This window comes from Actinosynnema sp. NPDC049800, assembly GCF_040656635.1.
Taxonomy (GTDB): domain Bacteria; phylum Actinomycetota; class Actinomycetes; order Mycobacteriales; family Pseudonocardiaceae; genus Actinosynnema.
On record NZ_JBFAMT010000008.1, the window covers coordinates 212,856 to 236,551 of the forward strand.

The 23,696-nt window shown below is 72.6% G+C and carries 24 protein-coding genes; 8 read left to right on the top strand and 16 right to left on the bottom strand.

Going from position 1 to position 23,696, the window contains the following annotated elements:
• Window positions 1-67: 67 nt before the first annotated feature.
• Window positions 68-1,315: a nucleotide sugar dehydrogenase gene (locus AB0I91_RS13120; protein WP_499636872.1), complete on the bottom strand. Its 1,248-nt coding sequence runs from the start codon at window positions 1,313-1,315 to the stop codon at window positions 68-70.
• Between the two features lie 42 nt (window positions 1,316-1,357).
• A complete protein-coding gene (locus tag AB0I91_RS13125) occupies window positions 1,358-1,663 on the bottom strand; it encodes a hypothetical protein (protein ID WP_498778992.1) in 306 nt (101 codons plus the stop codon).
• Between the two features lie 636 nt (window positions 1,664-2,299).
• On the opposite strand from AB0I91_RS13125, the gene AB0I91_RS13130 reads away from it, so the two are divergent.
• Complete coding sequence (locus AB0I91_RS13130) at window positions 2,300-3,715, top strand: pyridoxal phosphate-dependent decarboxylase family protein (protein WP_499636874.1); 1,416 nt, start codon at window positions 2,300-2,302, stop codon at window positions 3,713-3,715.
• A 724-nt stretch (window positions 3,716-4,439) separates the two neighbouring features.
• On the opposite strand, the gene AB0I91_RS13135 is transcribed toward AB0I91_RS13130, so the two are convergent.
• The 4 genes from AB0I91_RS13135 to AB0I91_RS13150 all read right to left on the bottom strand — a co-directional run bounded on the left by AB0I91_RS13135 (window position 4,440) and on the right by AB0I91_RS13150 (window position 8,177).
• Window positions 4,440-5,315: an LLM class flavin-dependent oxidoreductase gene (locus tag AB0I91_RS13135; protein WP_498778995.1), complete on the bottom strand. Its 876-nt coding sequence runs from the start codon at window positions 5,313-5,315 to the stop codon at window positions 4,440-4,442.
• 156 nt (window positions 5,316-5,471) lie between these two features.
• Entirely contained in the window at window positions 5,472-6,647 is a 1,176-nt protein-coding gene (locus tag AB0I91_RS13140; RefSeq protein ID WP_499636876.1) for an endonuclease, read from the bottom strand.
• 146 nt (window positions 6,648-6,793) lie between these two features.
• Window positions 6,794-7,246, bottom strand: a complete 453-nt coding sequence (locus AB0I91_RS13145; RefSeq protein WP_499618007.1) for a hemerythrin domain-containing protein — start codon at window positions 7,244-7,246, stop codon at window positions 6,794-6,796.
• Window positions 7,247-7,415: 169 nt separating this feature from the next.
• Complete coding sequence (locus AB0I91_RS13150; RefSeq protein ID WP_499618006.1) at window positions 7,416-8,177, bottom strand: alpha/beta fold hydrolase; 762 nt, start codon at window positions 8,175-8,177, stop codon at window positions 7,416-7,418.
• Window positions 8,178-8,275: 98 nt separating this feature from the next.
• Here AB0I91_RS13150 and AB0I91_RS13155 point away from each other — a divergent pair, with 98 nt between their 5' ends.
• Together AB0I91_RS13155 and AB0I91_RS13160 are read left to right on the top strand one after the other, a co-directional pair.
• On the top strand, window positions 8,276-8,923 hold the full coding sequence (locus tag AB0I91_RS13155) for a HemK2/MTQ2 family protein methyltransferase (RefSeq protein WP_499636878.1): 648 nt from the start codon (window positions 8,276-8,278) through the stop codon (window positions 8,921-8,923).
• Window positions 8,907-9,098 (top strand): CDGSH iron-sulfur domain-containing protein, encoded by a 192-nt coding sequence (locus AB0I91_RS13160; protein WP_498779001.1) that lies wholly within the window; start codon window positions 8,907-8,909, stop codon window positions 9,096-9,098. Before AB0I91_RS13155 ends, AB0I91_RS13160 begins: the two co-directional genes overlap by 17 nt.
• A gap of 10 nt (window positions 9,099-9,108) precedes the next feature.
• Here AB0I91_RS13160 and AB0I91_RS13165 read toward each other — a convergent pair whose 3' ends face one another.
• From AB0I91_RS13165 to AB0I91_RS13175, 3 genes are read right to left on the bottom strand one after another with little or no spacing between them, the layout of a single operon-like run.
• Window positions 9,109-10,107: an iron-containing redox enzyme family protein gene (locus AB0I91_RS13165; RefSeq protein WP_499636880.1), complete on the bottom strand. Its 999-nt coding sequence runs from the start codon at window positions 10,105-10,107 to the stop codon at window positions 9,109-9,111.
• Window positions 10,104-11,177 (bottom strand): carboxylate-amine ligase, encoded by a 1,074-nt coding sequence (locus AB0I91_RS13170; RefSeq protein WP_499636882.1) that lies wholly within the window; start codon window positions 11,175-11,177, stop codon window positions 10,104-10,106. Before AB0I91_RS13170 ends, AB0I91_RS13165 begins: the two co-directional genes overlap by 4 nt.
• The gene (locus AB0I91_RS13175; protein WP_498779006.1) at window positions 11,177-12,685 is read right to left on the bottom strand and encodes an FAD-dependent oxidoreductase; all 1,509 of its coding nucleotides are present in this window, start codon (window positions 12,683-12,685) and stop codon (window positions 11,177-11,179) included. Before AB0I91_RS13175 ends, AB0I91_RS13170 begins: the two co-directional genes overlap by 1 nt.
• 61 nt (window positions 12,686-12,746) lie before the next feature.
• Here AB0I91_RS13175 and AB0I91_RS13180 point away from each other — a divergent pair, with 61 nt between their 5' ends.
• Window positions 12,747-13,184: a DUF6098 family protein gene (locus AB0I91_RS13180; protein ID WP_499636884.1), complete on the top strand. Its 438-nt coding sequence runs from the start codon at window positions 12,747-12,749 to the stop codon at window positions 13,182-13,184.
• Here the strand turns inward: AB0I91_RS13180 and AB0I91_RS13185 are convergent.
• Window positions 13,181-15,187 carry a neutral/alkaline ceramidase gene (locus AB0I91_RS13185; RefSeq protein WP_499618003.1) on the bottom strand — a complete coding sequence of 669 codons (2,007 nt, stop codon included), beginning with the start codon at window positions 15,185-15,187 and terminating at the stop codon, window positions 13,181-13,183. The two genes, AB0I91_RS13180 and AB0I91_RS13185, sit on opposite strands and share 4 nt — an antisense overlap.
• Before the next feature lie 111 nt (window positions 15,188-15,298).
• Between AB0I91_RS13185 and AB0I91_RS13190 the strand changes: the two genes are divergently transcribed.
• Entirely contained in the window at window positions 15,299-16,219 is a 921-nt protein-coding gene (locus tag AB0I91_RS13190; protein WP_499618002.1) for a phosphotransferase enzyme family protein, read from the top strand.
• Window positions 16,220-16,271: 52 nt separating this feature from the next.
• A complete protein-coding gene (locus tag AB0I91_RS13195) occupies window positions 16,272-17,234 on the top strand; it encodes a GlxA family transcriptional regulator (RefSeq protein ID WP_498779013.1) in 963 nt (320 codons plus the stop codon).
• Here the strand turns inward: AB0I91_RS13195 and ccsB are convergent.
• From ccsB to AB0I91_RS13225, 6 genes are all read right to left on the bottom strand, one after another.
• Window positions 17,216-18,094 carry a c-type cytochrome biogenesis protein CcsB gene (gene ccsB / locus AB0I91_RS13200; RefSeq protein ID WP_499618001.1) on the bottom strand — a complete coding sequence of 293 codons (879 nt, stop codon included), beginning with the start codon at window positions 18,092-18,094 and terminating at the stop codon, window positions 17,216-17,218. The two genes, AB0I91_RS13195 and ccsB, sit on opposite strands and share 19 nt — an antisense overlap.
• Entirely contained in the window at window positions 18,087-18,467 is a 381-nt protein-coding gene (locus tag AB0I91_RS13205; protein ID WP_499618000.1) for a hypothetical protein, read from the bottom strand. The genes ccsB and AB0I91_RS13205 overlap by 8 nt, the downstream gene beginning before the upstream one ends.
• Before the next feature lie 68 nt (window positions 18,468-18,535).
• On the bottom strand, window positions 18,536-19,417 hold the full coding sequence (locus AB0I91_RS13210) for a M56 family metallopeptidase (RefSeq protein WP_498779019.1): 882 nt from the start codon (window positions 19,415-19,417) through the stop codon (window positions 18,536-18,538).
• Window positions 19,414-19,731 carry a BlaI/MecI/CopY family transcriptional regulator gene (locus AB0I91_RS13215; RefSeq protein WP_230568554.1) on the bottom strand — a complete coding sequence of 106 codons (318 nt, stop codon included), beginning with the start codon at window positions 19,729-19,731 and terminating at the stop codon, window positions 19,414-19,416. Before AB0I91_RS13215 ends, AB0I91_RS13210 begins: the two co-directional genes overlap by 4 nt.
• A 148-nt stretch (window positions 19,732-19,879) precedes the next feature.
• Complete coding sequence (locus AB0I91_RS13220; protein ID WP_499617998.1) at window positions 19,880-20,515, bottom strand: response regulator; 636 nt, start codon at window positions 20,513-20,515, stop codon at window positions 19,880-19,882.
• Window positions 20,512-21,717 carry a sensor histidine kinase gene (locus tag AB0I91_RS13225; protein WP_498779021.1) on the bottom strand — a complete coding sequence of 402 codons (1,206 nt, stop codon included), beginning with the start codon at window positions 21,715-21,717 and terminating at the stop codon, window positions 20,512-20,514. Before AB0I91_RS13225 ends, AB0I91_RS13220 begins: the two co-directional genes overlap by 4 nt.
• Window positions 21,718-21,896: 179 nt before the next feature.
• On the opposite strand from AB0I91_RS13225, the gene AB0I91_RS13230 reads away from it, so the two are divergent.
• Window positions 21,897-22,970, top strand: coding sequence for an ABC transporter permease (locus AB0I91_RS13230; RefSeq protein WP_499636886.1), 1,074 nt, complete (start codon window positions 21,897-21,899; stop codon window positions 22,968-22,970).
• Window positions 22,971-23,001: 31 nt separating this feature from the next.
• Window positions 23,002-23,682, top strand: coding sequence for an ABC transporter ATP-binding protein (locus AB0I91_RS13235; protein ID WP_499617995.1), 681 nt, complete (start codon window positions 23,002-23,004; stop codon window positions 23,680-23,682).
• Window positions 23,683-23,696 lie beyond the last annotated feature (14 nt).

Sequence of the window (23,696 nt, forward strand, 5' to 3'; positions counted from 1 at the left end):
TCAAAGATTCTGCGAAACCTGACGTGCTGCTCCCGGTCCGCGGACCGGCTCCCCGATCACGGGGCGCTCAAAGGCGCATGACCTCCCCTCCCGGCACGCTGCCCGTGACGTCCAGCAGCCGCCGCGAGTTCCTGGCCAGGTGGCCGAGGTCGTAACCGCTGTGCGCGACGAGCAGCACGGTGGCGTCGCTCGCGCGCAGCGCGGAGTCCAGGTCGGCGGCGGACGGCCCGAGCGCGGGCACCTCACCCGCGACCGGGTCGTGGTAGGTCACGTCGACGCCGAGCGCCCTGAGCTCGTCGGCGATCCGGAACGCGGCGGACTCCCTGGTGTCCGGCACGTCCGCCTTGTACGACACGCCCAGCAGGAGTATCCGCGCACCGGCGACGGGCACGCCCGCGCGGTTCAGCAGCCGCACCGCCCGTTCGACGACGTAGGACGGCATCGCCGAGTCGACCCGCCGGGCCGCTTCCACCACGCCCAGCCGCGCGCCCTCACGACGGGCCTTGTCCAGCAGGTAGCGGGGGTCGACGGGGATGCAGTGACCGCCGACGCCAGGTCCGGGGGTGAACGGCTGGAAGCCGAACGGCTTGGTGGCCGCGCAGTGCAGCACGTCCCACACGTCCACCCCGAGCTGGTCGCAGAACACCGCGATCTCGTTGACCAGCGCGATGTTCACGTACCGGTAGGTGTTCTCCAGCAGCTTCGCCATCTCGGCCTCGCGGGTGCCGCGGGCCACCACGACGGAGTCGACGAACCGGCTGTAGAAGGTGGCGCAGTGCTTGGTGCACAACGGGGTGTGACCGCTGACGACCTTGGGCGTGTTGCTGATGCCGAACGTGCGGTTGCCGGGGTCGATGCGTTCCGGCGAGTAGCCGAGCGGGAAGTCCTCACCGGCCACGAGGCCGTGCCGCTCCAGGATCGGCCGCACCACCTCGTCGGTGGTGCCGGGGAAGCTCGTGGACTCCAGGATCACGAGGGTGCCGGGGCGCAGGTGGTCGGAGACGGTCTCGGCGGCGGCGCGGACCGCGTCGAGGTCGGGTCGCCCGTCAGGCGCCAGACCGGTGGGCACGCAGATCACCACGGTGTCGGCGCCCGTGATCACGGCCGGATCGGTGGTGGGGGTGAAGCCGCCGGCGCGCATGGCGCCCAACTCGGTGTGCGACACGTCCAGCACGTGCGAACGGCCCTCGGTGAGCGTGCGCACCACGTCCGGGTCGGTGTCGTAGCCCGCCACCGTCAGACCCGCGGCGGTCGCCGCCGCCGCCAGCGGCAGCCCTACGTAGCCGACTCCGACCACGACCAGATCGAAGGACACCTGCGCCCTCTCCACATCGGTTGGGGTTGACCACCACGGCGGTCAGGCCTTGAAGCTCGCGCCGTGCACGGGCACGTGCGTGCCGTAACCCTTTTCCACCGTGACCAGGGGCGCGAAGCACGTCGGATCGCCGTAGATCGTGACGGCGCCGTCGGTCAGGTTGGCGAGCACGTGCGCTCCTGCCGGCAGCGACTGGCAGCCTTCGGGGTCGTCGTAGGTCTTCAGTGGAGTGACCTCGACGGAGAACACGACCACCCGACCGGTGGCCGCCTGCGCGGCCGGGCTCACCGGGACCAGCACGACGGCCGCGGCGAGCGCGCTGAGCACCACGCCGAACAAGCGCTTCACCCATTGCCTCCTCACTAGACGTAATCGCTGTCCGGAAGCTAACAGTCACCCAGAGCACCGAGCAGTAGTTGAACCGAACACCACTCGGGCAGGTTGCGATCTTCGGCGGTAGTTCATCCGGACGGTCATCGGACGGGCGGAACGAGTGGGTGTCGGTGATCCGACCACCGTCCGAATTCACGAGTTCGAGCGACGCTCACCGGACTTTCCTATGAGTTAAGAGAAATTTCAGACGCAGTCCGTGACGAACCCGCAACAGGGCGGCCACGGCAGGCACACCACCGCACGGACGAGCGCCCGCCCGCGCCCGCCGACGGCAGATCCGGCGGAGCTCGAACGGCAACAGACAGCCGACTACGGACGGTGAGATGCTGCCGGGGTGGCGCCTGAGTGCGGTCCACAGTGGACCTACGGCGAGTAACCGGACCAGCCACCCAGGGGACGGCTTCAGGGTGGGGTCAGGGATGGCGAACGGGCCGACGGGACCGTGACCTGGCGAGTCCCACGGCTGACGGCTCGACGGAAGCGCTTCGCGACCGGGCGGGACGTCCAGTTTCGGCGAAGTGGACTGGGACGTCGGCGGTGGCCGGTCCTTAAGCTTCGGGCTGCCCCTTTCGTCGACTGGAGGTTTGCGTGGTGGAGGACGTGACGGCCGGGCCCGGATCACCGGAGCCGGCCGACCTGCCGGACGCGGCGGTCACGGCGGACGTGCTCGACGCGACGACCCGTTACGCGGCGTCGATCCTGGCCGCCCTGCCCGACCGACCCGTCGTGCCCGTAGGCGAGGTGACGCCCGCGAGCGATCCGCTGCCGGTGTCGGGGACGGGGTTCGCGGGCGCGCTGGACCTGTTCGCCCGCCGGTGGGCGCCCGGGTTCTCCGCGTCCGCCGGGCCCCGTTACCTGGGGTTCGTCACTGGCGGCAGTACGCCGGCGGGCATCGCGGGTGACTGGTTGGCGGCGGTGTTCGACCAGAACCCGGCCGCGTCGGACGGGTCCTCCGCGTCCGCGTTGGAACGGGAGACCGTGCGGTGGTTGGCGTCGATGTTCGGGCTCGGCGACGTCCACACCGGGGCTTTCGTCACCGGGGCGACGATGTCGAACTTCGTCGGGCTCGCCCTCGGTCGGGAATGGCTGGGTGAGCGGGCCGGGGTGTCGGTGGCCGAGTCGGGCGTCACCGCGCTCGGCCCCGTCAAGGTGTACTCGGGTGCGCCGCACTCCAGCACCTACAAGGCGCTGTCGATGCTCGGACTGGGCCGGGACAGCCTGCGCCTGATCCCCACCCTGCCCGACCGCGAGGCGATCGACGTCGCGCAGCTGGCCGCCGAACTCGACGGCACGCCCGCCATCGTGGTCGCGAACGCCGGAACCGTGAACACCGCCGACTTCGACGACCTCCGCGCACTGGTCGAACTGCGGTCGCGCACACCGTTCTGGCTGCACGTCGACGCCGCGTTCGGCGGCTTCGCGGCCCTCTCCCCCGCCTTCACCCACCTCGTCGACGGCCTCGCCGACGCCGACTCGATCTGCGTCGACCTCCACAAGTGGCTCAACGTGCCCTACGACGCGGCCGTCCAGTTCACCCGCCGCCGCGACCTCCAGGTCGAGGTCTTCCGCAACTCCGCCGCGTACCTCGGCCTGCCGACGGAGGACCCGGACTTCGTCCACCTCACCCCGGAGAACTCCCGCCGCCTGCGCGCCCTGGCGACCTGGTTCACCCTCACCGCCTACGGGCAGGACGGCCACCGCCGGATCGTCGAACGCACCGTCGACCTCGCCCACCGCCTCGGCGACCTGCTCGCGGACACCCCCGGCGTACGCCTCCTGGCGCCGGTCCGGCTCAACGTCGTGTGCTTCACTCTCACCGACTCACCGACCCCGGACCGCGTCGCCGAAGTCGCCCGCCGCATCGCGTCGAGCGGCGCGACCTTCCTCACCCCCACCGTCTACAAGGGACAGCCCGCCCTCCGTGCGGCCTTCAGCAACTGGCGCACGGAGCCGTCCGACCTGACCACGATCCACACCGCGATCGCCGACGCGTGCACGGACCTCTGAACGGCTTGCCCACGGCCCGGACAACGCAGCCGACCTCTGCGGCAGGCCGACTCGAAGGCACGCACACCTGCTACCGCAGGGTCCTCGACTTCGCTCCGGCTGCCCGGAGGCTTCGGGCACGACCTTTTGGCTCGGCGTTCAGACGCGGCACTCGCCTGGTTGGCCGGGGACTGTCGCCGCCTTCGACAGTGACGCCGGTGGTCGAGCGGGTGCTGCGGTTCGGGGCGGCGGAACCGAGCTGTCGACGGACGACCAAGGCTGCTGATCATCGCCAAGGCCACGGCTCCCACGAACTGGCGGGCTTCCGCACCGAACCAGGCTCCGATCCCACCTGCCAGCACGTCAGGACAACGTCGGCACCAACACATCGGTGAAGCCCGGTTAGGCGGAACCGACCTGTCGACCGACGGCCAGGGCTGCTGATCGTCGCCAACGCGGTCACAGCTCCCGCGAACTGGCGGCTTCCGCACCGAACGCGACTCCGATCCCGCCGGCTGGCACGTCGGGACAACGTGGGCAGCACGTCGGCGGCCACGGTGTCCAGGATCCTGACTGGAGAACGGCCGTCCGCTTCCGGCCACGGCGCCAGCACATCGGCGAAGCCCGGTTAGGCGGAACCGAGCTGCCGACGGACGGCCAGGGCTGCCGAGCATCGCCGACGAGGGTCACAGCTCCCGCGAACTGGCGGCTTCCGCGCCGAGCGAGAGTCCGACCCGCCGGCCCGTCAGGACAACGTCGGCAGCACCTCGGCGGCCACCGTTTCCACGATCGCCTCGTCGCCGGCGAACGGGCCGTCCGCTCTCGGCCACGGCACCAGCACGTCGGTGAAGCCCAGGTCGTCCGCACGGCCCAGGAAGTCGCGGTAGCACTCGACGCTCGACAGCGAGAACACCGGCGCGGCGTCGGTCTGGAGGAAGCGGCGGACCGACGCCCGGTCCCGCGACTCGGCGGCCAGCGCCTCGTCGAACCGCGCCGACAGCTCGGCCAACGACTTCCACCACGAGTCCAGCGAATCCCGAGCCGAACCCACGGTCACCCACCCCTCGCCGTGCTTCGCGGCCAACGCCAGCGCTCTCGGACCGTTCGCCGCCAGGATGAACGGCGTACGAGGCCGTTGCACGCAGCCGGGAGCGTTCCGGGCACCCACGGCCCTGTAGTACTCGCCCGAGTAGTCGACCCGATCCTTGGTCAGCAAGGCGTCCAACAACTCGACGAACTCCTCGTACCGGCGCGCCGGGCTCGCGGCCTTGGTCGTGCCGCCGAACACCTCGACGTCGTAGCCGCCCACCCCGCCCGCGCCGACGCCCACGGCGAGCCTGCCGTCCGACAGGTCGTCCAACGCCATCACGTCACGCGCGAACGGCAGCGGGTGGCGGAAGTTCGGCGACGCGACCATGAACCCCAGCTCGATCCGCGACGTCGCCACCGCCGCCGCGCTCAACGTGGGCACCGAGCCGAACCACGTGTGGTCGACCAGCGGACCCCAGCCCAGGTGGTCGAACGTCCACGCGTGGGCGAACCCGTACGCCTCCGCCGCCAACCACCGCGGCTTCGCCTCGGCCCAGCGGTACTCCGGCAGGATCGTGATCCCGGCACGCATGACTCCCCCTCTGATCGAACAAGCGATGCGTTCATTCGAACAGAGGAGGCGTGAGTGGTCAACACCGGATCGGGTGATCTACCGGCCGCCGACGCGCGAACGCCCGGCCCCGACCTCCACCGAGGAGTCGGGACCGGGCGTTCATCGGGCGCGGACCTAGCCCCAGATCGACGTCGCCCACTCGGGGTGGTCGATGAACGGGTTGCGGTTGCGCTGGTAGCGGTCGTAGATCACCTGGTTGCGACGCTTCTCGAACGCGTCCGGCGGGTCCTGCGCGTGCCACCGCAGGAGGACCGACAACCTGCCGTGGTACGGCGCGGTGCCGTTGTTGACGTTGTCGTTCATCTCCAGGTTCGGGTAGCCGTCGCCGCCCTCGTACCGCACCGCCATGTAGAACAACATCCGCGCGACGTCGCCCTTCACCGCGTTGCGCGGCTCCCACGAGTCGGCGTCGGTGTAGTTGCCGGGAGCCTCGCCGACCGCCGAACCGCCCAGGTCGAAGTCCTTGTTGCCCCGCTCGGCGTTCACCGACACGTCCGTCGGCCGCAGGTGGTGGATGTCGGTGCCCGGACCGGTCGCGGTGCCGAAGTCGCCGTGGGACTTGGCCCAGACGTGCTCGCGGTTCCAGTCGTCGGGGTCACCGCCGTTGGCGGTCTTGCTCTGCGAACGCCCGGTGTAGAGCAGGATCACGTTGGCGCTGTTGCCGGGGTCCTGGTCGGTGACCTTCAACGCCTCCCACACCTGGTCGTAGGACAGCTTGGTGTTGGTCCGGATGATCCCGTTCAACGCCGTCTTCAACGACGAGCCGGTCTTGCCGAGCGCGTTGCGGTAGTACGTGTCGTCGTAGCCGCCGCCGGGAGCCGTCGTGGACGTGGTGGTCGGCTGGGTGGTGGTGGACGTCGGCGAGGTGCCGGCGTGGGCGAACGCGGTCGGCGACGTGAGGCCCGCGTGCGAGAAGTACGCGGTCAGCGGACCGGTGACGTCGATCCGCGCGCCGAGCAGGCCGGGGTTGGTCCGCAGGCCCCACTGGGCCCGGAACGCCGACGTGATCTGCACGTACAGCATCTGGCTCGTGCTCGTCTGGGTCGGCGAGTCGGCCAGCGCCAACGCGTAGTCGGACGGGAAGTTCGACCGCACCACGGTGTTGGTGGCGGTGGGCTGCCCGACGACGTAGCCGCGCACGGTCGCGGAGGCGCCGTCCTGCCGGCCGACGGCCTGGGCGACGGTGATCGGCGTGGCGCCAGCGGCAGCGGTGGGAATCAGCAGGGCCGCCGCGACGGCGACGACGGAAACGACAACGGCGAGGGGGTTCAGCAGGGGTCGTGGTCGCACGATTGGATGTCTCCTCCCGAGCGCGGCGCAGGGTTGCCGCGCGCAGGCAGGATCGCACGAAAGATCACACGTCCGAGTGAATGATCACGAAACATTCGTCACGGGACGAGTGACCTTTCAGTCAACACTGAAGCTATTAAGGGCACTTACGCGTCATAGCCGGTGGTGGCGCGCGTGATCAGCTCCGCGTCGGCCTCACCGAGCCGCCCGGTCAACGCCGACAGCACGTCCGCGATCTTGCGCTCTTCGTAGGTGAAGTGCGTTTCCATCAACGCGGCCACGCCGGCCAGCTCGCGCTGCAACACCTCGGGCTCGACGTCGCCGAGCTTCCCCAGCGCGGCCAACGCGTCCGACACGATCCGGTGGTCGCGGCCCAGCTCGTCGAGCACCGGCCGCAGCTCCGGGTGCTCCCGGGCCAGCACGGGGAACACGCCGTCGTCCTCCGCGGTGTGGTGCCGCTCCAGCGCGGCGCAGAACGACAGGCAGTGCGACCACAGGTCGGTGACCTGCGCGCCGTCGGCCAGGCCGTTGCTCAACGCCTCCAGCCGCTCGCGCAGCGCGATGTGCGCCTGCACGAGCTGGTTCCCGAACGCCTCCAAGCGCGACGACGGTTCGATGACGTGCTCACCTTCGGACGGGGACCATGATCGCGGGCACCGGGACCACCAGACCGTCTCCGCCGGAGAACCGCGCCGCCGTCACCCCCACCCGCCTTTTCGATCTTCTCACGGTCCCCGGCGCACCCGATCGCCGGGCGGGGGTTCGCGGTCAGCTCGCCGCCGACACCCGCTCCCGGCTCCGCGCCCACTCGGCCAGTCGCGGCGCGAGGAGCCGGTACACCTCGGGGTCGAGGCCCATGCCGGTGTGCGTGCTGTTCACCTCGACGCAGTCCGCGCACGGGTCGGCGCACAGCTCCCAGGGCGCGATGAGGTCGTTGCGGGAGAACACGGCGATGGCGGGCACCTTCAACGGCTGCGCCATGGCCGCGGAGTTGGTGTCGTAGCACGTGCCCGCGAAGCAGTCCTGGTCCAGCAGGCCCGGAACGCCGGCACTCGACAACCGCGCCATCGTCCGCGCCACCCGCATCACGCTGGGGTGCGCGCCGAGTTGGTCCAGCACCGGGCTGGCGAGCATGACGAGCCCGCGCACGAGTTCCGGCCTGCGCACCGACACCAGCCTGGCCAGGCCACCGCCGCGGCTCTGCCCGAGCAGCACCACCCGCCCGCCGGTCGCCTCGGCGTGCTTCTCCAGCCTGCGCTCCAACCGGTCGACCAACTCCGACGTGCAGCCGACGTTCATCCCGATCCGGGCGCCGATCGGCGCGTAACCCCGCTTGCTCAGCCAGGTCCTGGCCAGTCGCAGGCTCCAGTCGCCGAAGCCGAAGCCCGGCACGAGCAGCACGCCGAGCCCGCGTCCCTCGTCGCGGTCGACGGCGCGCCACGCCGGGTGGGCCAGCAGGCGCGGGATGCCGAGCAGCGCCACGAGCACCTGTTCGCGGGCCACCGCACGGGTCACCTTCACCGCGCCCATCCGACCTCCCTGCGTCGTCGCCGGGTCACTGGGATTCCCCGTTTCGAGCGGTCCATACCTCCCCGTTTGTCGACGCAGGGGCCGGGAATAACAGTCCTATGTGGTTGTTGAGGCCGCCGGGCGTCTACCGGCCCCAGGAAGACACGTGGTTGATGGCCGAGGCCTTGGCGGAGGCCGGCATACCGAGTGGCGGCCGGGTGCTCGACGTGTGCACCGGCACCGGCGCGCTCGCGGTCGCGTCGAAACTGGCGGGCGCACGTGAGATCACGGTGGTGGACGTGAGCAGACGCGCCTTGCTCGCCGCCTGGGTCAACGCCCGGTTGCGCGGCACGTCGGTGCGCGTGCGGCACGGCGACTTCGGCGACCTGGTCGGGCACGGCGAGTACGACGTGATCACGGCCAACCCGCCGTACGTCCCCAGCGAGGGCTTGCCGGACCGCGGGCCCGCGCGTGCCTGGGACGCCGGTGCGAACGGCCGTTCCGTGCTCGACCGGCTGTGCGCGGTGATGCCGTTGTTGTTGGCGGACAAGGGCATGGGGCTCGTGGTGCACTCCGGGCTGTGCGATCCGGACGTCACCCTGAGGCAGTTGCGCGGCGGTGGCCTGAAGGCGTCGGTGGTGGCCCGCCGCACGGTCGCGTTCGGGCCGGTGATGCGCGGGCGGGCGGAGTGGTTGGCCCGGCGCGGGCTCATCGACCACGGCCAGGAGCACGAGGAACTGGTGGTGATCCGTGCCGACGCCGCGTGACGCCCGGGTGGTGACGGTCGTGCCCGGTGGGCCGATCCTGGTGGAGGGACCGGTCGAACTGCGGCTGGAGGACGGCGAGGTGGTGTGCTCGGACCGGTTCGTCGTCGCGGTGTGCGCGTGCCGCCGCAGCAAGCGTTACCCGCTGTGCGACACGAGCCACCGCAAACGACGTTGACCGAGGTGCTTCAGAGGGGCAGGCGCAACGCCGTCTGCCCCTCTTCCCACGCGCCGAGCAGGTGGTCGCCGAGCCGTTGTTCGAGCAGTTCCGTGGCCTGCACGCCGAACACCACCGACGCGGTCAGCTCGGGCTCGCGGGCCAGCAGGTCGCCGATCACGTCCCGCCGCATCACCTGCTCGTGCACCGCGTCCGCCTCGATGTGCTCGGTGAAGAACTCCACGCAGTCCGGGTGCGCGTCCAGCCGTGCCAACGCCTTCGCCATGCGGGTGGCGCTGGGCGCGGTGGTGATCTCGGCGGCGGCGAAGTGCCCCACCAGCGCGCCGCGCAACGACCGGTGCAGCCCGCACAACGACATCAGGTTGACCGTCGCCAGCATCACCGCGGGAGCGTGCTCCAGGTACCGCAGGTAGCCGTTGTCCAGCCCGGCGCCCGCGAGCAGGTCGGCGAACAACCGCGAGTGCATGCGGTCGCCGCGCCCGCCACCGAACTCGTCGAACTCGACGGCCACCAGCGCCGCCTTCGCCGCACCGCGCAGGCGCGGGATCACCCACGCGTGCGGGTCCGCCTCCTTCAGGTGGTAGATCGAGCGCAACGCCAGGTACTCGCGCATGTGCCACCACTCCCCCTCGTCCTTGAGGAAGTGGCTCACGCCCGCGCCGTCGACCGGCTCCACCAGCAGCTCGTCCAGCACACCGCCGATGTCCTCGCCACCGGGCACGTCGGCCCGCAGCGCATCCAGGAACACCTGTTCCAACACGGCGCGGAAGCCCAACAGCCCCGGGTCCCACTCCCAGGCGTCCGACACGTCCGCGAAGCCCTGGTAGTGCAGCTCGTAGCACACGTGCAGGGCCAGTTGCAGGTCTTCGCCGTACGGTTCGGCCGACACGCGCGACGGCAGGCCGGCCGCCGGCGGGTCGCCGCGCAGGGCGTCCAGGACGGCGGCGGACAGGGGGCCGCGCGGCGCGGGCAGCACCGCTCGGTCGAGGGCAGGGTCCACAGTGGTCATGACCGTGGACTACCCGCTCCGGTCGGGGTGCACGCGAGCATCTCCACGGCGGCCTCGGGTGATCCCGCCCTCAGCTGCCGTTGCGCGCCCGTTCCCCGGTCGAGCACGTCGCGCACCAGTGCGCGGACGAGGTCGCGGTCGTCGCCCAGCGCGTCGGACACGTGCTCCAGCAACGCCTCCACCAGCTCGACGGCGGGCACCTGACGTGCGGTGACCGGGTCGACCCCCGGGCCGGACAGCCCGTGCCGCGCCGCCGACCACACGGCCGCCGCCAGCACCTGGTCGTCCAGCTCGGGCGCGGCTCCCGCGGTGCGGGCCGTGTCGACGAGTGCCCTGGTCAGGCCCGCTTGGAGCACGGCGTCGTCCACCGTGGCCGCGGTGTCGGCGGCCCGGACCTCGACGGTCGGGTACCGCGGTGACGGCCTGGCCAGCCAGAACGTCTGGCTCGCGTCCACCAGCGCGCCACTGGCCACCAGTCGGGCCACGCTCGCGTCGTGCTCGGCGGCCGTGCGGCAGAACGGCGGCACGCCCGAGCCGGGGAACCGCGCCTGGTCCATCATCCGCCAACTCGCGTAGCCGGTGTCGCGATCCCGGTCGAACGGCGAGTTGCCGCCGAGCGCCAGCAGCGTCGGCAGCCATCGCCGCAGGTGGTTGACCACGTGCACGGCCGTTTCCCGGTCCGGCACGCCGACGTGCACGTGACAGCCGCAGCACTGGTAGCCCTCCACCTGGGCGCGGTAGGTCGACCCGACCCGCTCGAACCTCTCCCCCGCGCTCAACGCCGGCCGTGGGTCGGCCAACGGCGGCGACCCCGACGCGACCAGCCACAACCCCTCGGCGTGAGCCGCGTCGGCCAACTCACGCCGACCGGCCGCCAGCTGCTCGCGCAGCTCGTCCAGGTCGCCGCACACACCGGTGGCGAACTCCACCTGCACGGCGCTGAGTTCCAGGTGGGCCTTCGCGCCCGGCGGCAGGTCGCGCACGCGTGCCAGCACGTCCGCCGCCCGTGCCGCGGGACGGCGCGTCGACGGGTCCACGAGGAGGAACTCCTCCTCGACGCCCACCGTCATCAGGCGGGATCGCGGCGCGGCAGCGGCTTGGTCGCCGGGCCTTCCAGCACGGCGCCGTCCACGTCGAACCGGGACCCGTGGCACGGGCAGTCCCAGCTGCGTTCGGCGGGGTTGAACCGCACCAGGCAGCCCAGGTGCGTGCAGCGCAGGGACACGCCGTGCACGCCGCCCGCCTCGTCGCGGTACACCCCGGCCTTGCCCGTGCCGTCGCGCACCACCCGCGCCTCGCCGACCGGCACGTCCGCGACCGAGTCGACCTCGGCGGACTTCAGCCGGTCGCCGACCAGGTCGACGGCCACCTTCGCGTTCAGCGCCGCCAGCTTCGGCGTGGCGCCCAGGGTCAGCCGGTGCGGGCTGAACCGCGACGCCAGCGGGTTCTCCCGGCCCACGATCAGGTCGGTCAGCAGTTCCGCGGCCATGGTGCCGTTGCTCAGGCCCCACTTCATGAACCCGGTCGCGCCGTACAAGGTGGACGAGCCCGGGACGTAGGGGCCGATCATCGGCAGGTTGTCGTAGGACGTCGGGTCCTGCGCGGACCAGCGGTGGGTGACCTCGGCGATGTCCCAGTGCTCGGCGGCGAACTTGGTCAGCTCCTCGTACGGCTCGCCCGGCGACGTCCCGGCGGCGTGGCTGCGCCCGGCGACGATCAGCAGGTCGCCGGACCTCGCCAGCGACCACGTGGTGCCGCCCGCGCTGATGCCCAGGCCCGTCGGCGGTGTGCCCGACGCCAACCGGATCGCGACGCAGTAGGAGCGCACCGGCTCCAGCCGCGCGAAGTACAGGCCGCGGTCCAGGATCGGGTAGTGCGTGGCGATCACCACGCGCTCGGCGACGACGGTGCCCTCCTCGGTGTGGACGCGGCACGGCGTGCCGTCCTCGATGCGGAGCACCCGGCTCGCCTCGTAGACCCGCGACCCGTCGCCGTCCACGGCCTTCGCGAGGCCGCGCACGTACTTCACCGGGTGGATCGCCAGCTGGTCGTCCAGCCGCACCGCGCCCGCGACCGGGAACGGCACGCCCATCAGCTCGCCGCGGTCGCGCGACACCGGCAATCCCGCCTTCACGGCGGCCTCGGCCTCCTTCTCGACCGCGTCGAGGCCCTGCTCGTCGAACGCGAACGTGTAGGCGGGCATCCGGCGCAGGTCGCAGTCGATCCCCACCTCGGACACCAGCGCGGCGACCCGGTCGACGGCGGCGGCGTTGCCGGAGGCGTAGTCGGCCGCGGCCTCGGCGTTGTGCTTGCGCTCGATGGTCGAGTACACAGTGGACTGCAGGGCGGTCACCTTGGCGGTGTTGTTGCCGCTGACGCCGCTGCCGACCCGGTCGGCCTCCACCACCACGACCCGCAGGCCCGCGCGCTTGAGCAGCAACGCCGTGGTGATACCCGTGATGCCACCGCCGACCACCGCCACGTCCACCGCCGTCTCGCCGGTGAGCGCCGGGAACCGGCCGTGCGGTATCGCCTCGGACCACAGCGAGTGGCGGGCGGTCGTGGTCGCTTCCGTCATGCTCTAGCTGATACCCGGGCATTCCGTGTTCGAACCTCCGTCCCCGCGGTAACCCCGGCGCATGCGCACCTTCACCGATCTCGCCGACCTGGTCGCCCTGGTCGAGGACCGCGCGCCCGCCCGCGAGCTGTACGTGCGCTGGTCGCGCGGCCCGGAGGCGGACAGCGACCGGCGCAGCCGGGACGGGTTGAGCGGCGTGCGGCTGCCCGGCCTGTCCGCCAACGCGCTGGCGGTCGAACCCTGGTGGGGCGACAGACCCCTGCGGCTCTGGGTGGCCCGGCGCCTGCACGACTACCGCCACCTGCGGGAACGCCGCGGGCCGGGCACCCGACCGTGGATCCTGGAGGGCACCGAGGTCGGTCGCGGCCCGGACAACGAGCCCCTGGTGGAATGCCGCCACCCGATCGGGTGGATCACGGATGACGTGCTCACGGAGTGCGAGCGCCTGGTCGAGGAGCATGCCGCCACGACGTGGGGCCCCCTGGACCGCGAGGGCTAGCTGACGGTGAACGTCCTCGTGGCGCCGCTGAACGGGGTGATCGCGCCGGTCCAGCCGCTCTTCCAGTCGCCGTGGTGGACGATGCGGTAAGTGCCCGAGGGGGTGTCGGCCGGGATCGTCCACGTGACCGTGGCGTTCGAGTTGGCCACGCCGTCACGCTGCCAGCGGTAGCGGGTGGACCAGTCGCCGTCGTCCGCGTGCCTGGTCCAGGTGCCGTCGACGAGGCGCTGCACCTCCAGGAACGTGCCGTTGCGGCGGAGGTTGTTCTTCGGGTGCCCGGTCACGAACACCGCCGTGGCGGTCTGGCCGGGGGCGTAGGCGGTGGCGGGTTGGGTCAGCACCTGGCCGAAGGAGTGCCACGGGGCCTTGTCGTCGAACACCACTCCGGTCTGGAGGTTGAGCTCGGTGAACGGCGGCTTGGTGGGCGTGGGGCCGGGCGCGAGCGGCGTGCCGGCGCGCAGCGACGCGGCGAGCGCGGCGAACTCCTGCTGGTAGGCGGGCAGGGTGTTGCGGCCGAACAGGGTCGAGCCGCCCTCGTACTGCTGGAGGTCGTACTCCTCCGGGGTGGTCACGTACTGGCTGTAGTCGTTGGCGTAGCCCTGCACCAGCACGTTCTCCAGCGGCACGCCCGCCTCGGCGGCCACCGCGCGCCGGATCCGCAGGCCGGCCACGATCGTCACCTCGCCGGGCACGGCGACCAGGTGCAGCGGCCCGATCTTCACGATCTGCAGCGGCAGCACGTTCGGCGTGGCCTGCACCAGGCCGGTCGGCACCAGCGACGCCTTCGGGTACTGGCAGTCCCGCAGCCACTGCGGCACCTCGACGTCCAAGGGCTCGAACAGCGCCTTCCACGGGCTGGTCATGCCCTCGCTGAAGCCGGGGATCGCCGGGCCGTCCTCGACGCTGCCCGCCATGGTGGACGCGCCGACCACGCCGGGGCACGTGGTGCCCGGTCGCCCGTCGGTGGTGTAGCGGCCGTCGACGGTCACCGCGGCCATGTCCACGAACCGCATCCGGTAGTCCACCGCGCCGGTGACCGGCGTCTGCGGGCCCGCGAACACCTGCTGCGCCTTGCGGTTCTGCCGCTCGCCGATGATCCGGGTGTTCTCCACCTCGTCCTCGGTCGGGCCGGAGCCGGGGCGCAGGTTCAGGTTCGGCGACATGTCGCCCGCGTTGGTGTTGGGGAACGCGGCGACGAACCCGGGCCGGTCCTCCAGGTACCGCACGCCCCGGTCGTCGTGCTCCCACTGGTAGGAGGCGTAGCCCTTGTTGTCCGGGCTGATCAGCGTGTTCTTGTTGGTCATCGACGTGTTGTGGGTGGCGAACCAGCTGATCGCGCCGACGTCCGCGCCGTTCTGGCGGAACTTCAGCACCGTCATGGCGGGGTCGATCGCCTGCGGGAAGTGGCCCTTGTCGGGGTTGCGCTCGAACGCGACCCGGGAGCGGTTCACGCTGGCGTCGGTCAGCTCGCCGCGCCCCAGGGTCAGCTCACCGGGTTTGAGGTCTTCGTGGGCGCGCACGACCGACTCCGTGATGCCGTCGGTGATCGCGGCCAGCGTCTGCGGCTGCATGCCCAGGATCGACAGGTTGTAGGCGAGGTTGTGCGAGTAGCCGCCGGGCCCGGCGTGCGTGTGGGTGGCGGACAACAGCACGTTCTCGCGGGTGTAGAGCGAGCCGTACCGGGCCTGGAGCTTGGCCAGCACCGCTTCCTGCACCGCCCGGAAGATCATCGCCAGGTCCGCGTTGACGTACGCGACGCGCTTGCCGGTGGCCTGGTCTACCACGACGTACGCGCGTGAGCGCTGCCGCTGGTGGATGCCGGTGGTCTTCTGGTCGAACGCCGAGTAGCCCATCATCCCGTTCTCGGCGGCGGGGCCGGTGACGTCGGAGATGCCCCGGCCGACCAGGTACGGCTGCGGCGCGGCGTCCGCGACCGGCAGCCCCACCACGACCAGCGCGCCGACCAGCGCCGTTGCCGCCAACGACCGTCGCGAGACCCGCATCCGCACTCCCCGACCCGATCCGGTTCGCCATACGCGAAACGTCTTCATCTTTACTCGACGGTAGGTGATCCAGGACACGCGGGCAAGCCCCCGCCTGGCACAGTGGTCGTCGTGATGTCGGACGGCCTGCCGGACTGGTTGCCGGCCTGGTGCGCGGACCGGTTGGGCGACGAGCCGGTGGACGTGCTGTTCGCGGTGCGGCAGATGTCGACGGTGTTCGGGCTGCGGTTGGCCGGTGGGCGGGACGTCGTGGTGAAGGCGCGCGAGGACGAGGGCCGTGCCGCGTCGTGCGTCGCCGCGCAGGCATGGCTGGCGGGGCGGGGTTTCCCGTGCGCTCGGCCGCTCACGCCCGCGGACACCGTCGGCACGCTCGCGGTGCACGCCGAGGAGTACCTGCCCGGCGGTGAGCCGCTGGCGGGCGACTCGCCGGACGTCGCCGTGCGCTACGCGGAGGTGTTCGCCCGGCTGATGGCCGACCTGGCCGGCGCGACCGTCCCGCCGCCGCTGCCGAACCCGCGCTGGGCGCGGTGGGACCACGCGGATCCGGGGCTGTGGCCGGCGATCCCCCTGCTGGACGACCGGGACCAGACCGCCGTGCCCGAGCACGTCGTCGACACGGCGGCCCGGGTGCGCAAGCGGCTCCTGGCCGCCGACCTGCCGCGCGTGCTGGGGCACGCCGACTACGAGGGGCAGAACCTCCGCTGGCGGGACGGGGAGGTGTGGGCCGTGCACGACTGGGACAGCCTGGCGTGGCAGCCGGAGGCGGCGCTGGTGGGCGCGGCGTGCGGCTCGTTCGTGCACGCCTCGCCGCCGACGCTGGCCCCGGTCGAGAGCTCCGCCGCGTTCCTGGACGCCTACCAGGACCGCCGGGGACGCCGGTTCACCGCGGAGGAGCTGGAGGTCGCGTGGGCGGCGAGCCTCTGGCAGGCGGCGCACAACGCCCGTTGGGAGGCACTGCACGGCAGCGTTCCGGTGTCGGGTGACGCCGTCCGCGCGCAGTCGGCCGAACGCCTCCGCCTGGCGGACGTCTAACCGCCCCGAAGTGGTTCGCCGGGGTCGCACCGGCCGGCGCTACGGTGCCACCATGCGCACGGTGGCCGTCCTCGCCCTCGACCACGTCGTCCCGTTCGACCTGTCCACGCCGATCGAGGTGTTCACCCGCACCCGCCTGCCCGACGGCGAGCCCGCCTACCGCGTGCTGGTCTGCGGCGCCACGCCGACGGTCGACGCGGGCGCGTTCACCCTCCAGCCGCCGTGGGGACTGGACGCGCTGGCCGACGCGGACACCGTGATCGTGCCCGGCTGCGCCGACGCGACCGCGCCGATCCCGGACGAGGTGCTCGACGCCCTCCGGAACGCCGCCGCGAGTGGCGCGCGGCTCGCGTCGATCTGCGCCGGGGCGTTCGTCCTCGCGGCCACCGGCCTGCTCGACGGGCTGCGTGCCACGACCCACTGGTCGGCGGCCGGCGCGCTGGCCGCACGCCACCCGGAGATCGAGGTCGACCCGGACGTCCTCTACGTCGACAACGGGCGGCTGCTCACGTCGGCCGGCGCCGCCGCCGGACTGGACCTGTGCCTGCACCTGATCCGCCAGGACCACGGTTCCGCGGTGGCCGCCGACGCCGCCCGCCTGTCGGTGATGCCGCTGGAGCGCGAAGGCGGCCAGGCGCAGTTCATCGTGCACGAGCAGCCGCCGACGACCCGCGGCTCCGTGCTCGAACCCGTGCTGCGGTGGATGGAGGACAACTGCGCGCGCGACCTCGGCCTGGCCGACATCGCCGCGCACGCGGGCATGAGCACCCGCACCCTCAACCGCCGCTTCCGCGAGCAGACCGGCACCACGCCGTTGCAGTGGCTGCACCGCACGCGCATCCGCCGCGCGCAGCACCTGCTGGAGGCCACCGACCACCCGGTGGACCGGATCGCGGCACGGGTCGGCTTCGGTTCGCCCACCGCGTTCCGGGACCGGTTCAAGCGGGTCGTCGGCACCAACCCCCACGCCTACCGCTCCGCCTTCCGCCGTCCGGCTCAGTCGACGCCCGCGTAGGAGTGCAGGCCGACCGCGACCAGGTTGACGAAGAACAGGTTGAACAGCACCACGACCATGCCGATGACGTTGAGCCACGCCGAGCGCCGGCCACGCCAGCCCGCCGTGGCCCGCGCGTGCAGGTAGGCGGCGTAGCAGACCCATGAGACGAAGGCGACCGTCTCCTTCGGGTCCCACCCCCAGAACCGGCCCCACGCCTGCTCGGCCCACACCGCGCCGGTGATGATCGCGAACGTCAGCGTCAGGAACCCGACCGCGCCGGTGCGGTACGCGATCTTGTCCAGGTGCTCGACCGGCGGCAGCCGGCGGCTCGGCTCGCCCTTCCTGGCGAACTCGCCCGAGCCGACCAGGTGCAGTGCGCTGACCACGCCGGACAGCAGGAACACGCCACTGGCCATGATCGCCGCGGCGACGTGGATGATGATCCAGTACGAGCGCAGCGGCGGCACGAGCGGCGCGGCCTCGGCGTAGAGCCGGTTGCCCGCCACGAACAGCAGCGACGCGATCGGCAGCAGCACGAACACCGACATCCGGCGCAGGTCGTACCGCGACACGAGGTACAGCCACGCGACGACGGCGATCAACCCGACCGCCGACAGGTACTCGTACATGTTGCCCCACGGCACCCGGCCGGTCGCCACACCGCGCAGCACCACCGACCCCAGGTGCAGCAGTCCGCCCAGGACGGTCAACGCGACACCCGAACGCCCCAGCCGCACGGCGAACGCGGGCGGGTTCGCCGCGTGCCGGGTCAGGGCGTACTCGGCCGAGCAGAGCAGGGCGGCGAGCATGTAGACGCCGAACGCGCTGGTGAACAGCCAGTCGCTGAGCAGGGCGGGCACGGCGAGGCGGTCACCCATGGCCGGCCCACAACTGGTCGAGCCGCAGGATCATCACCGGCACGCTCAGGCAGGTCACGGTCAGCACGCCAGCGCCCCACCGGGACCGCTCAGCCACCGACCACACCGCGCCGAGCGGCAGCACGACCGCCACGCCGACCAGGTAGCCGACGAACGTCGCCCGGTCCAGCTCCCGGTCCGAGCCGAGCATCGCCACCACCCCGACCGCGGCCTGCACCAGCAGGCCCGCCTCCAGCAGCAGGACGACCACCGCCAACCCGAGCGTCGGCCTGGTGCGCAACGTGATCGGGTGGTCGAGCACGGCCAGCACCAGCGCCCAGGCCGCGGCGGCCAACGCGACGACCGTCAACGCGGTCGCCAGGACTTGGATCATCGACAAACCCCTCCGAGCGGACTACTACGCAACGTAGCACTACGCGTTGTAGTAGATGTCGGAGAGGGTCACCGGACCAGGAAGCTCAGCGGGGTCGAGACCAGCACCAGGCCGCCGACCAGGGCGGACCACCGCAGGGCGGTGGGCAGCGGTGGCAGCCCGGCCAGTCGGACCAGCCGTGCCGCCACCGCGACGTCGGCCGCGCCGAGGGCGCCCTCAGGCGGACGCGCCGAGCCGAACCTGCGCAGTGCCGCGGCGAGGGGCTGGGCGCCGTGGCGCAGGCTCGCGCTCTCGTCGGCCCGCATCTCCACCAGCAACGCCACCGCCCGCGCCACCGACCGCACCAGGCGGACCCTCGGCAGCACCGAGCACAACGCGCTGAACGGCAGCAGCACCAGGTCGTGCCGCTCGCGCCCGTGCGCGTGCTCGTGGCCGAGCACGGCGTCCACCTGGTCGCGGGTCAACGCGGTCAGCGCGCCCGAGCTGAGCACGACGGCCGACCGCGCGCCGGGCACGCAGTAGGCGACCACGTGCGGGTGGTCGAGCACGAACGCGCCGGGCGCGGCGTCGTCACGGCGGGCCACGAGTGCCAGCACGTCGCGGTGCCGCCGCCGCACCCGCAGCACCGAGCCCCACGTCCACAGCAGCCCGATCGCCAGGTCCAACGCGGACAGCAGGCCGAGCACGACCAGCACGGCGAGCGGTGTCACGTCGCCGCGCACCGCGTCGTCCACCCACCGCCCCAACGCCACCGGGATGGGCGCGTCGTAGGGCGCGAGGCCGAGGGCGAGCAGCAGCCCGACCGCGGACAGCGCCCACGACAGGCCGAGCAGCTGCCACAGCAGGATCCCGGTGCGCGGCGCCCGCCACACCCACCGGGCGCGGGCGAGCGGTCCCGCCACCGCCACGCACAGCACGAACGTCGCCGCGAGGTGCAGCGCGGCGTTCACCGCTCGTCCAACGCCTGGCTCAGCGCCTCCGCCTCGGGTGCGGTCATCGACTGCGCGAAGTGCGCCAGGGCCGTCTCCCGGTCGCCGGTCAACGACAACGCGTCGAGCATCAGCCGCGCGACGTACTGCTCGCGGCTGGCCACCGGCGTGTAGTACCAGGCACGGCCCTCGCCTGCCTCGCGGCGGACGAAACCCTTCTTCGCCAACCGGTTCAGCACCGTCATCACGGTCGTGTAGGCGAGGTCGCGGTCGGCGAGCGCGCGGACGACGTCCCGCACCGCGACCGGCTCGTCGCGGTCCCACAGGACGTCCATCGCGGCCCGTTCCAGCTCGCCGAGCCCGGTCACCGCCTGCCTCCACCTGTCACGTGGCGATCGTACGAGTGCGGCGGGTCGGCGCCGCACCAGGTGCGGTGACCGGCACCGCGAAGCACCGGGCAGCGCAGGCCACCGTTCGGGCCGCTCAGGGCCGGCGGAGCAACCCCCGGTCGTACGCGGTCGCGACGGCGGCGGTGCGGGAGTCCACGCCGAGCTTGCCGTAGACGTGCACCAGGTGCGACTTGACCGTGGCCTGGCTGAGGAAGAGCCTGCTCGCGATCTCGGCGTTCGACAGGCCGCCCGCGACCAGGCCGAGCACCTCGATCTCCCGGGCCGACAACGCCGAGCCCGGTGCGCGCAGCCGGTTCATCAGCCGGTGGGCGACGTCGGGCGCCAACGCGGAACCGCCCGCCGCGGCGGTGCGGACGGCCGCGGCCAACTCCTCCGGCGCGGCGTCCTTGAGCAGGTAGCCCGTGGCGCCCGCCTCGATCGCGGCGACGATGTCGGCGTCGCTGCCGTAGGTGGTCAGCACGAGCACCCGCGGTGCGCCCGGCACGGCGGTGATAGCCGCCGTGGCCTCGGCGCCGTGCATGCCGGAGCCGAACTGGAGGTCCATCAGCACCACGTCCACGCCGGTCTCGGCGGCCAGCCGCACGGCCTGCTCGGCAGTGCGGGCCTCGGCGACCACCTCGAAATCGGCCTCGGTGGCGAGCACCGCGCGCAGCCCGGCGCGCACGACCGGGTGGTCGTCGGCGAGCAGCAGCCGGATCGTCGTGCTCATGGCCGGGGCCCGCCGTCCCGCTCGACGTGGTCGAACCCGACTCCCACCGCGGTGCCGCGACCGGGTGCGGACTCGACGCTGAGCGTGCCGCCGAGCGCCCGCACCCGCGCGCGCATCGCGGTCAACCCGAACCCGCCGCCGACACCGCCGGGGAGCGGCTGCGAGGCCGGGTCGAAGCCCACTCCGTCGTCCACGACGTCCAGCGCGACCCCGGTGTCCATGTAGGACAGGGTGACCTCGGCCCGGCTCGCGCGCGCGTGCCGGACCGTGTTCGCCAGCGCCGACTGCGCGATCCGCAGCAACGCCACCTCGTCGGGCACGGGCAACGCCCCCGGCTCGCCGTCGAGGTGGAAGTGGACCGCCACCCCCGAGTTCGCCGCGGTGGTCGCGCACAGCCTCCGCAACGCCGCCACGAGCGACCCTCCGTCGAGGTCGGGCGGGGTCAGCGCCTGCACGAACCGGCGCGCCTCGGCGAGGTTGCGCTGCGTCTCCTCCCTGGCCAGTCGCACGTGCCCGGCCGCCGTCTCCGCACGTCCGGGCAAGGCCCGTTCGGCGGCGCGCAGCAGCAGCTGGATGCTGGACAGCCCTTGGGCGAGGGTGTCGTGGATCTCGCGGGCTAGCCGTTCCCGCTCCGCCAGCACCCCGGCCGAGTGCTCCGCCTCGGCCAGGTCGGCCCGCGCCGCGGTGAGCTGCTCGATCAGCCGGCGGCGCTGCTCGCTCTCGGCGTACAGGGCCTGGTAGCCGAGCACGGTCGCGACCGCCACCGCAGCGCCCAGCGTCGGCCCGATCACGGCGGCGGCGGTGAGCGCGTGCTGGTGCCAGGCGAACCCCGTGACGGCCAGCACCGTGGTGACCGCGACGGCGGTCAGGCCCCACCGGGTCGGCAGCAGGTGCAGCTGGAGGAAGAACAGGGGGAACGCGACCCAGATCCCGTCCGGCGTCAGCACCAGCAGCACCACCCACACCGCGACCAGCACCGCCAACCACCCGGCGGCGGCCTTGGCCGACCGCGTCACCCCGGGCAGCGCCGGACCGGCCGCGTAGACGGCGGCCAGCACCGCGGTGACGGCGACCACCGAACCCGCCCGCGGCAGCCCCGAAGCGGCGGCGCGCACCGCGGCGAGCACCAGCAGCCCCGCCATCAGCAGGTGCAGGCACACGCGCAGCACCCGCAGCGGCCAGGTCAGGGTGTGCGGTTCCACAACGCCTCCAGGCTAACGACCGCGGCGGCGACGGCATCAACCGAAAGTTCGACTTCGGCTCCGCACTTCGACGCCGCCGAAGCGTGCTCCGGTGCGATGACCCCGCCCGCGCGGCCCGCGAGGGTGGGAACCGAGCCGGGCGGAGGTCCCGGACGTCCGAGGAATGGCAGGCCGACACCGTGTTCGTCGCGTGGAGGGATCTCCGGTTCGCCAAGGGCCGATTCGCCCTGATGGGAACCGTCGTGGTGCTGATGACCCTGCTGGTGGGGCTGTTGTCCGGGCTCACCGCGGGCCTGGCCGGCGACAGCACGTCGGCGATCACCGGGCTGCCCGCCGAGCGGCTGGCCTTCGCCGCACCAGCCGCAGGCGAGTCTCCGTCGTTCACCGACTCCGCGTTGTCGGAGGAGCAGTGGCGGCTGTGGGCGCGGGTGCCCGGTGTCACCTCGGCCGAACCGCTCGGCGTCACCACGACCCGGGCCACCGGCGGGACAGGGGCGACCGCCGCCGTCTCGGCGTTCGGCGTGCGGACCGGCTCGCCCCTGGCGCCGGACGGCGGGAGGCTCACGACCGGGCACGCCGTGCTGTCCACCGGCGCCGCACGGGAGCTGGGCGTCGAGCCCGGCGACACCCTCACCGTGGCCGACGTCCGGCTCACGGTCGCCGCGGTCGCGGGCGACGCCGCCTACAGCCACACCCCCGTGGTGTGGACCGTCCTGGACGATTGGCAGCACCTCGTGCCCGGTGACGGCGGGCACGCGACCGTGATAGCGCTGAGCACCACCGGTGACGTCGACGTCGCCGCCGCCGACTCCGCCGCGGGCACCACGACCCTCGCCCGCGCCGACGCGTTGTCCGCCATCGGCTCGTTCACCTCGGAGAACGGGTCCCTGGAACTGATGCGCGCGTTCCTGTTCGCGATCTCGGCCCTGGTCATCGGGGCGTTCTTCACCGTGTGGACCATCCAGCGCTCCGGTGACATCGCGGTGCTCAAGGCGCTCGGCGCCACCACCGGCTACCTGCTGCGCGACGCGCTCGGGCAGGCGCTCGTGCTGCTGACCGGCGGCACCGCGCTCGGCGCGGGCCTCGCCGCCGCCATCGGCGCCGCCGCCGGGGACGCGGTGCCGTTCGTGCTCGACACCTCGACCGTGCTCGTGCCGGCACTGGTGACGATCGCGCTCGGCGCGCTCGGCGCGGCGCTGTCGGTGCGGCGCATTACCGCGGTCGACCCGCTGACCGCCCTGTCCACCCGCTGATCCCACACCTCACCGAACCTGGACCACGCGCATGAGCCTGCGGCTGACCGACATCGTCCTCACCTACCCCGACGGCGACACCCGCCTCACCGCCGTCGACCACGTCGACCTCCACGTGCCCGCCGGCACCGTGACCGCTCTCGTCGGACCGTCGGGGTCCGGCAAGTCGAGCCTGCTCGCGGTCGCCGCCGCCCTGGTCACCCCGGACTCCGGCGAGGTCGTGGTGGACGGCACGACCGCGACCGGCCTGTCCCGGGCCGGGACGACCGCGTTGCGGCGGGAGAAGATCGGGATCGTCTTCCAGCAGCCCAACCTGATCGCGTCGCTGACCGCGTCCGAGCAGCTGGAGGTCATGGCGCACCTCGACGGCCGGCCACCGCGGTCCGCCCGCGGCCGGGCCCGTGAGCTGCTGGCCGCCGTCGGGCTGGCCGACCTGGCCGGACGCCGCCCCCACCAGTGCTCCGGCGGGCAGCGGCAGCGGCTCAACATCGCCCGCGCGCTGATGAACGACCCGGCCGTGCTGCTGGTGGACGAACCCACGAGCGCACTGGACCACGAGCGCGGCGCGGCGGTCATCGAGCTGCTGACCACCCTCACCCACCGCCGCGGCACCGCCACCGTGCTGGTCACGCACGACCGGGCGCACCTGGCCGGGGTCGACCAGGTGGTCGAGATCGTGGACGGCCGGCTGACCTCGCCGGTCCGCCGCTGAGTCGCCCGGGGGGC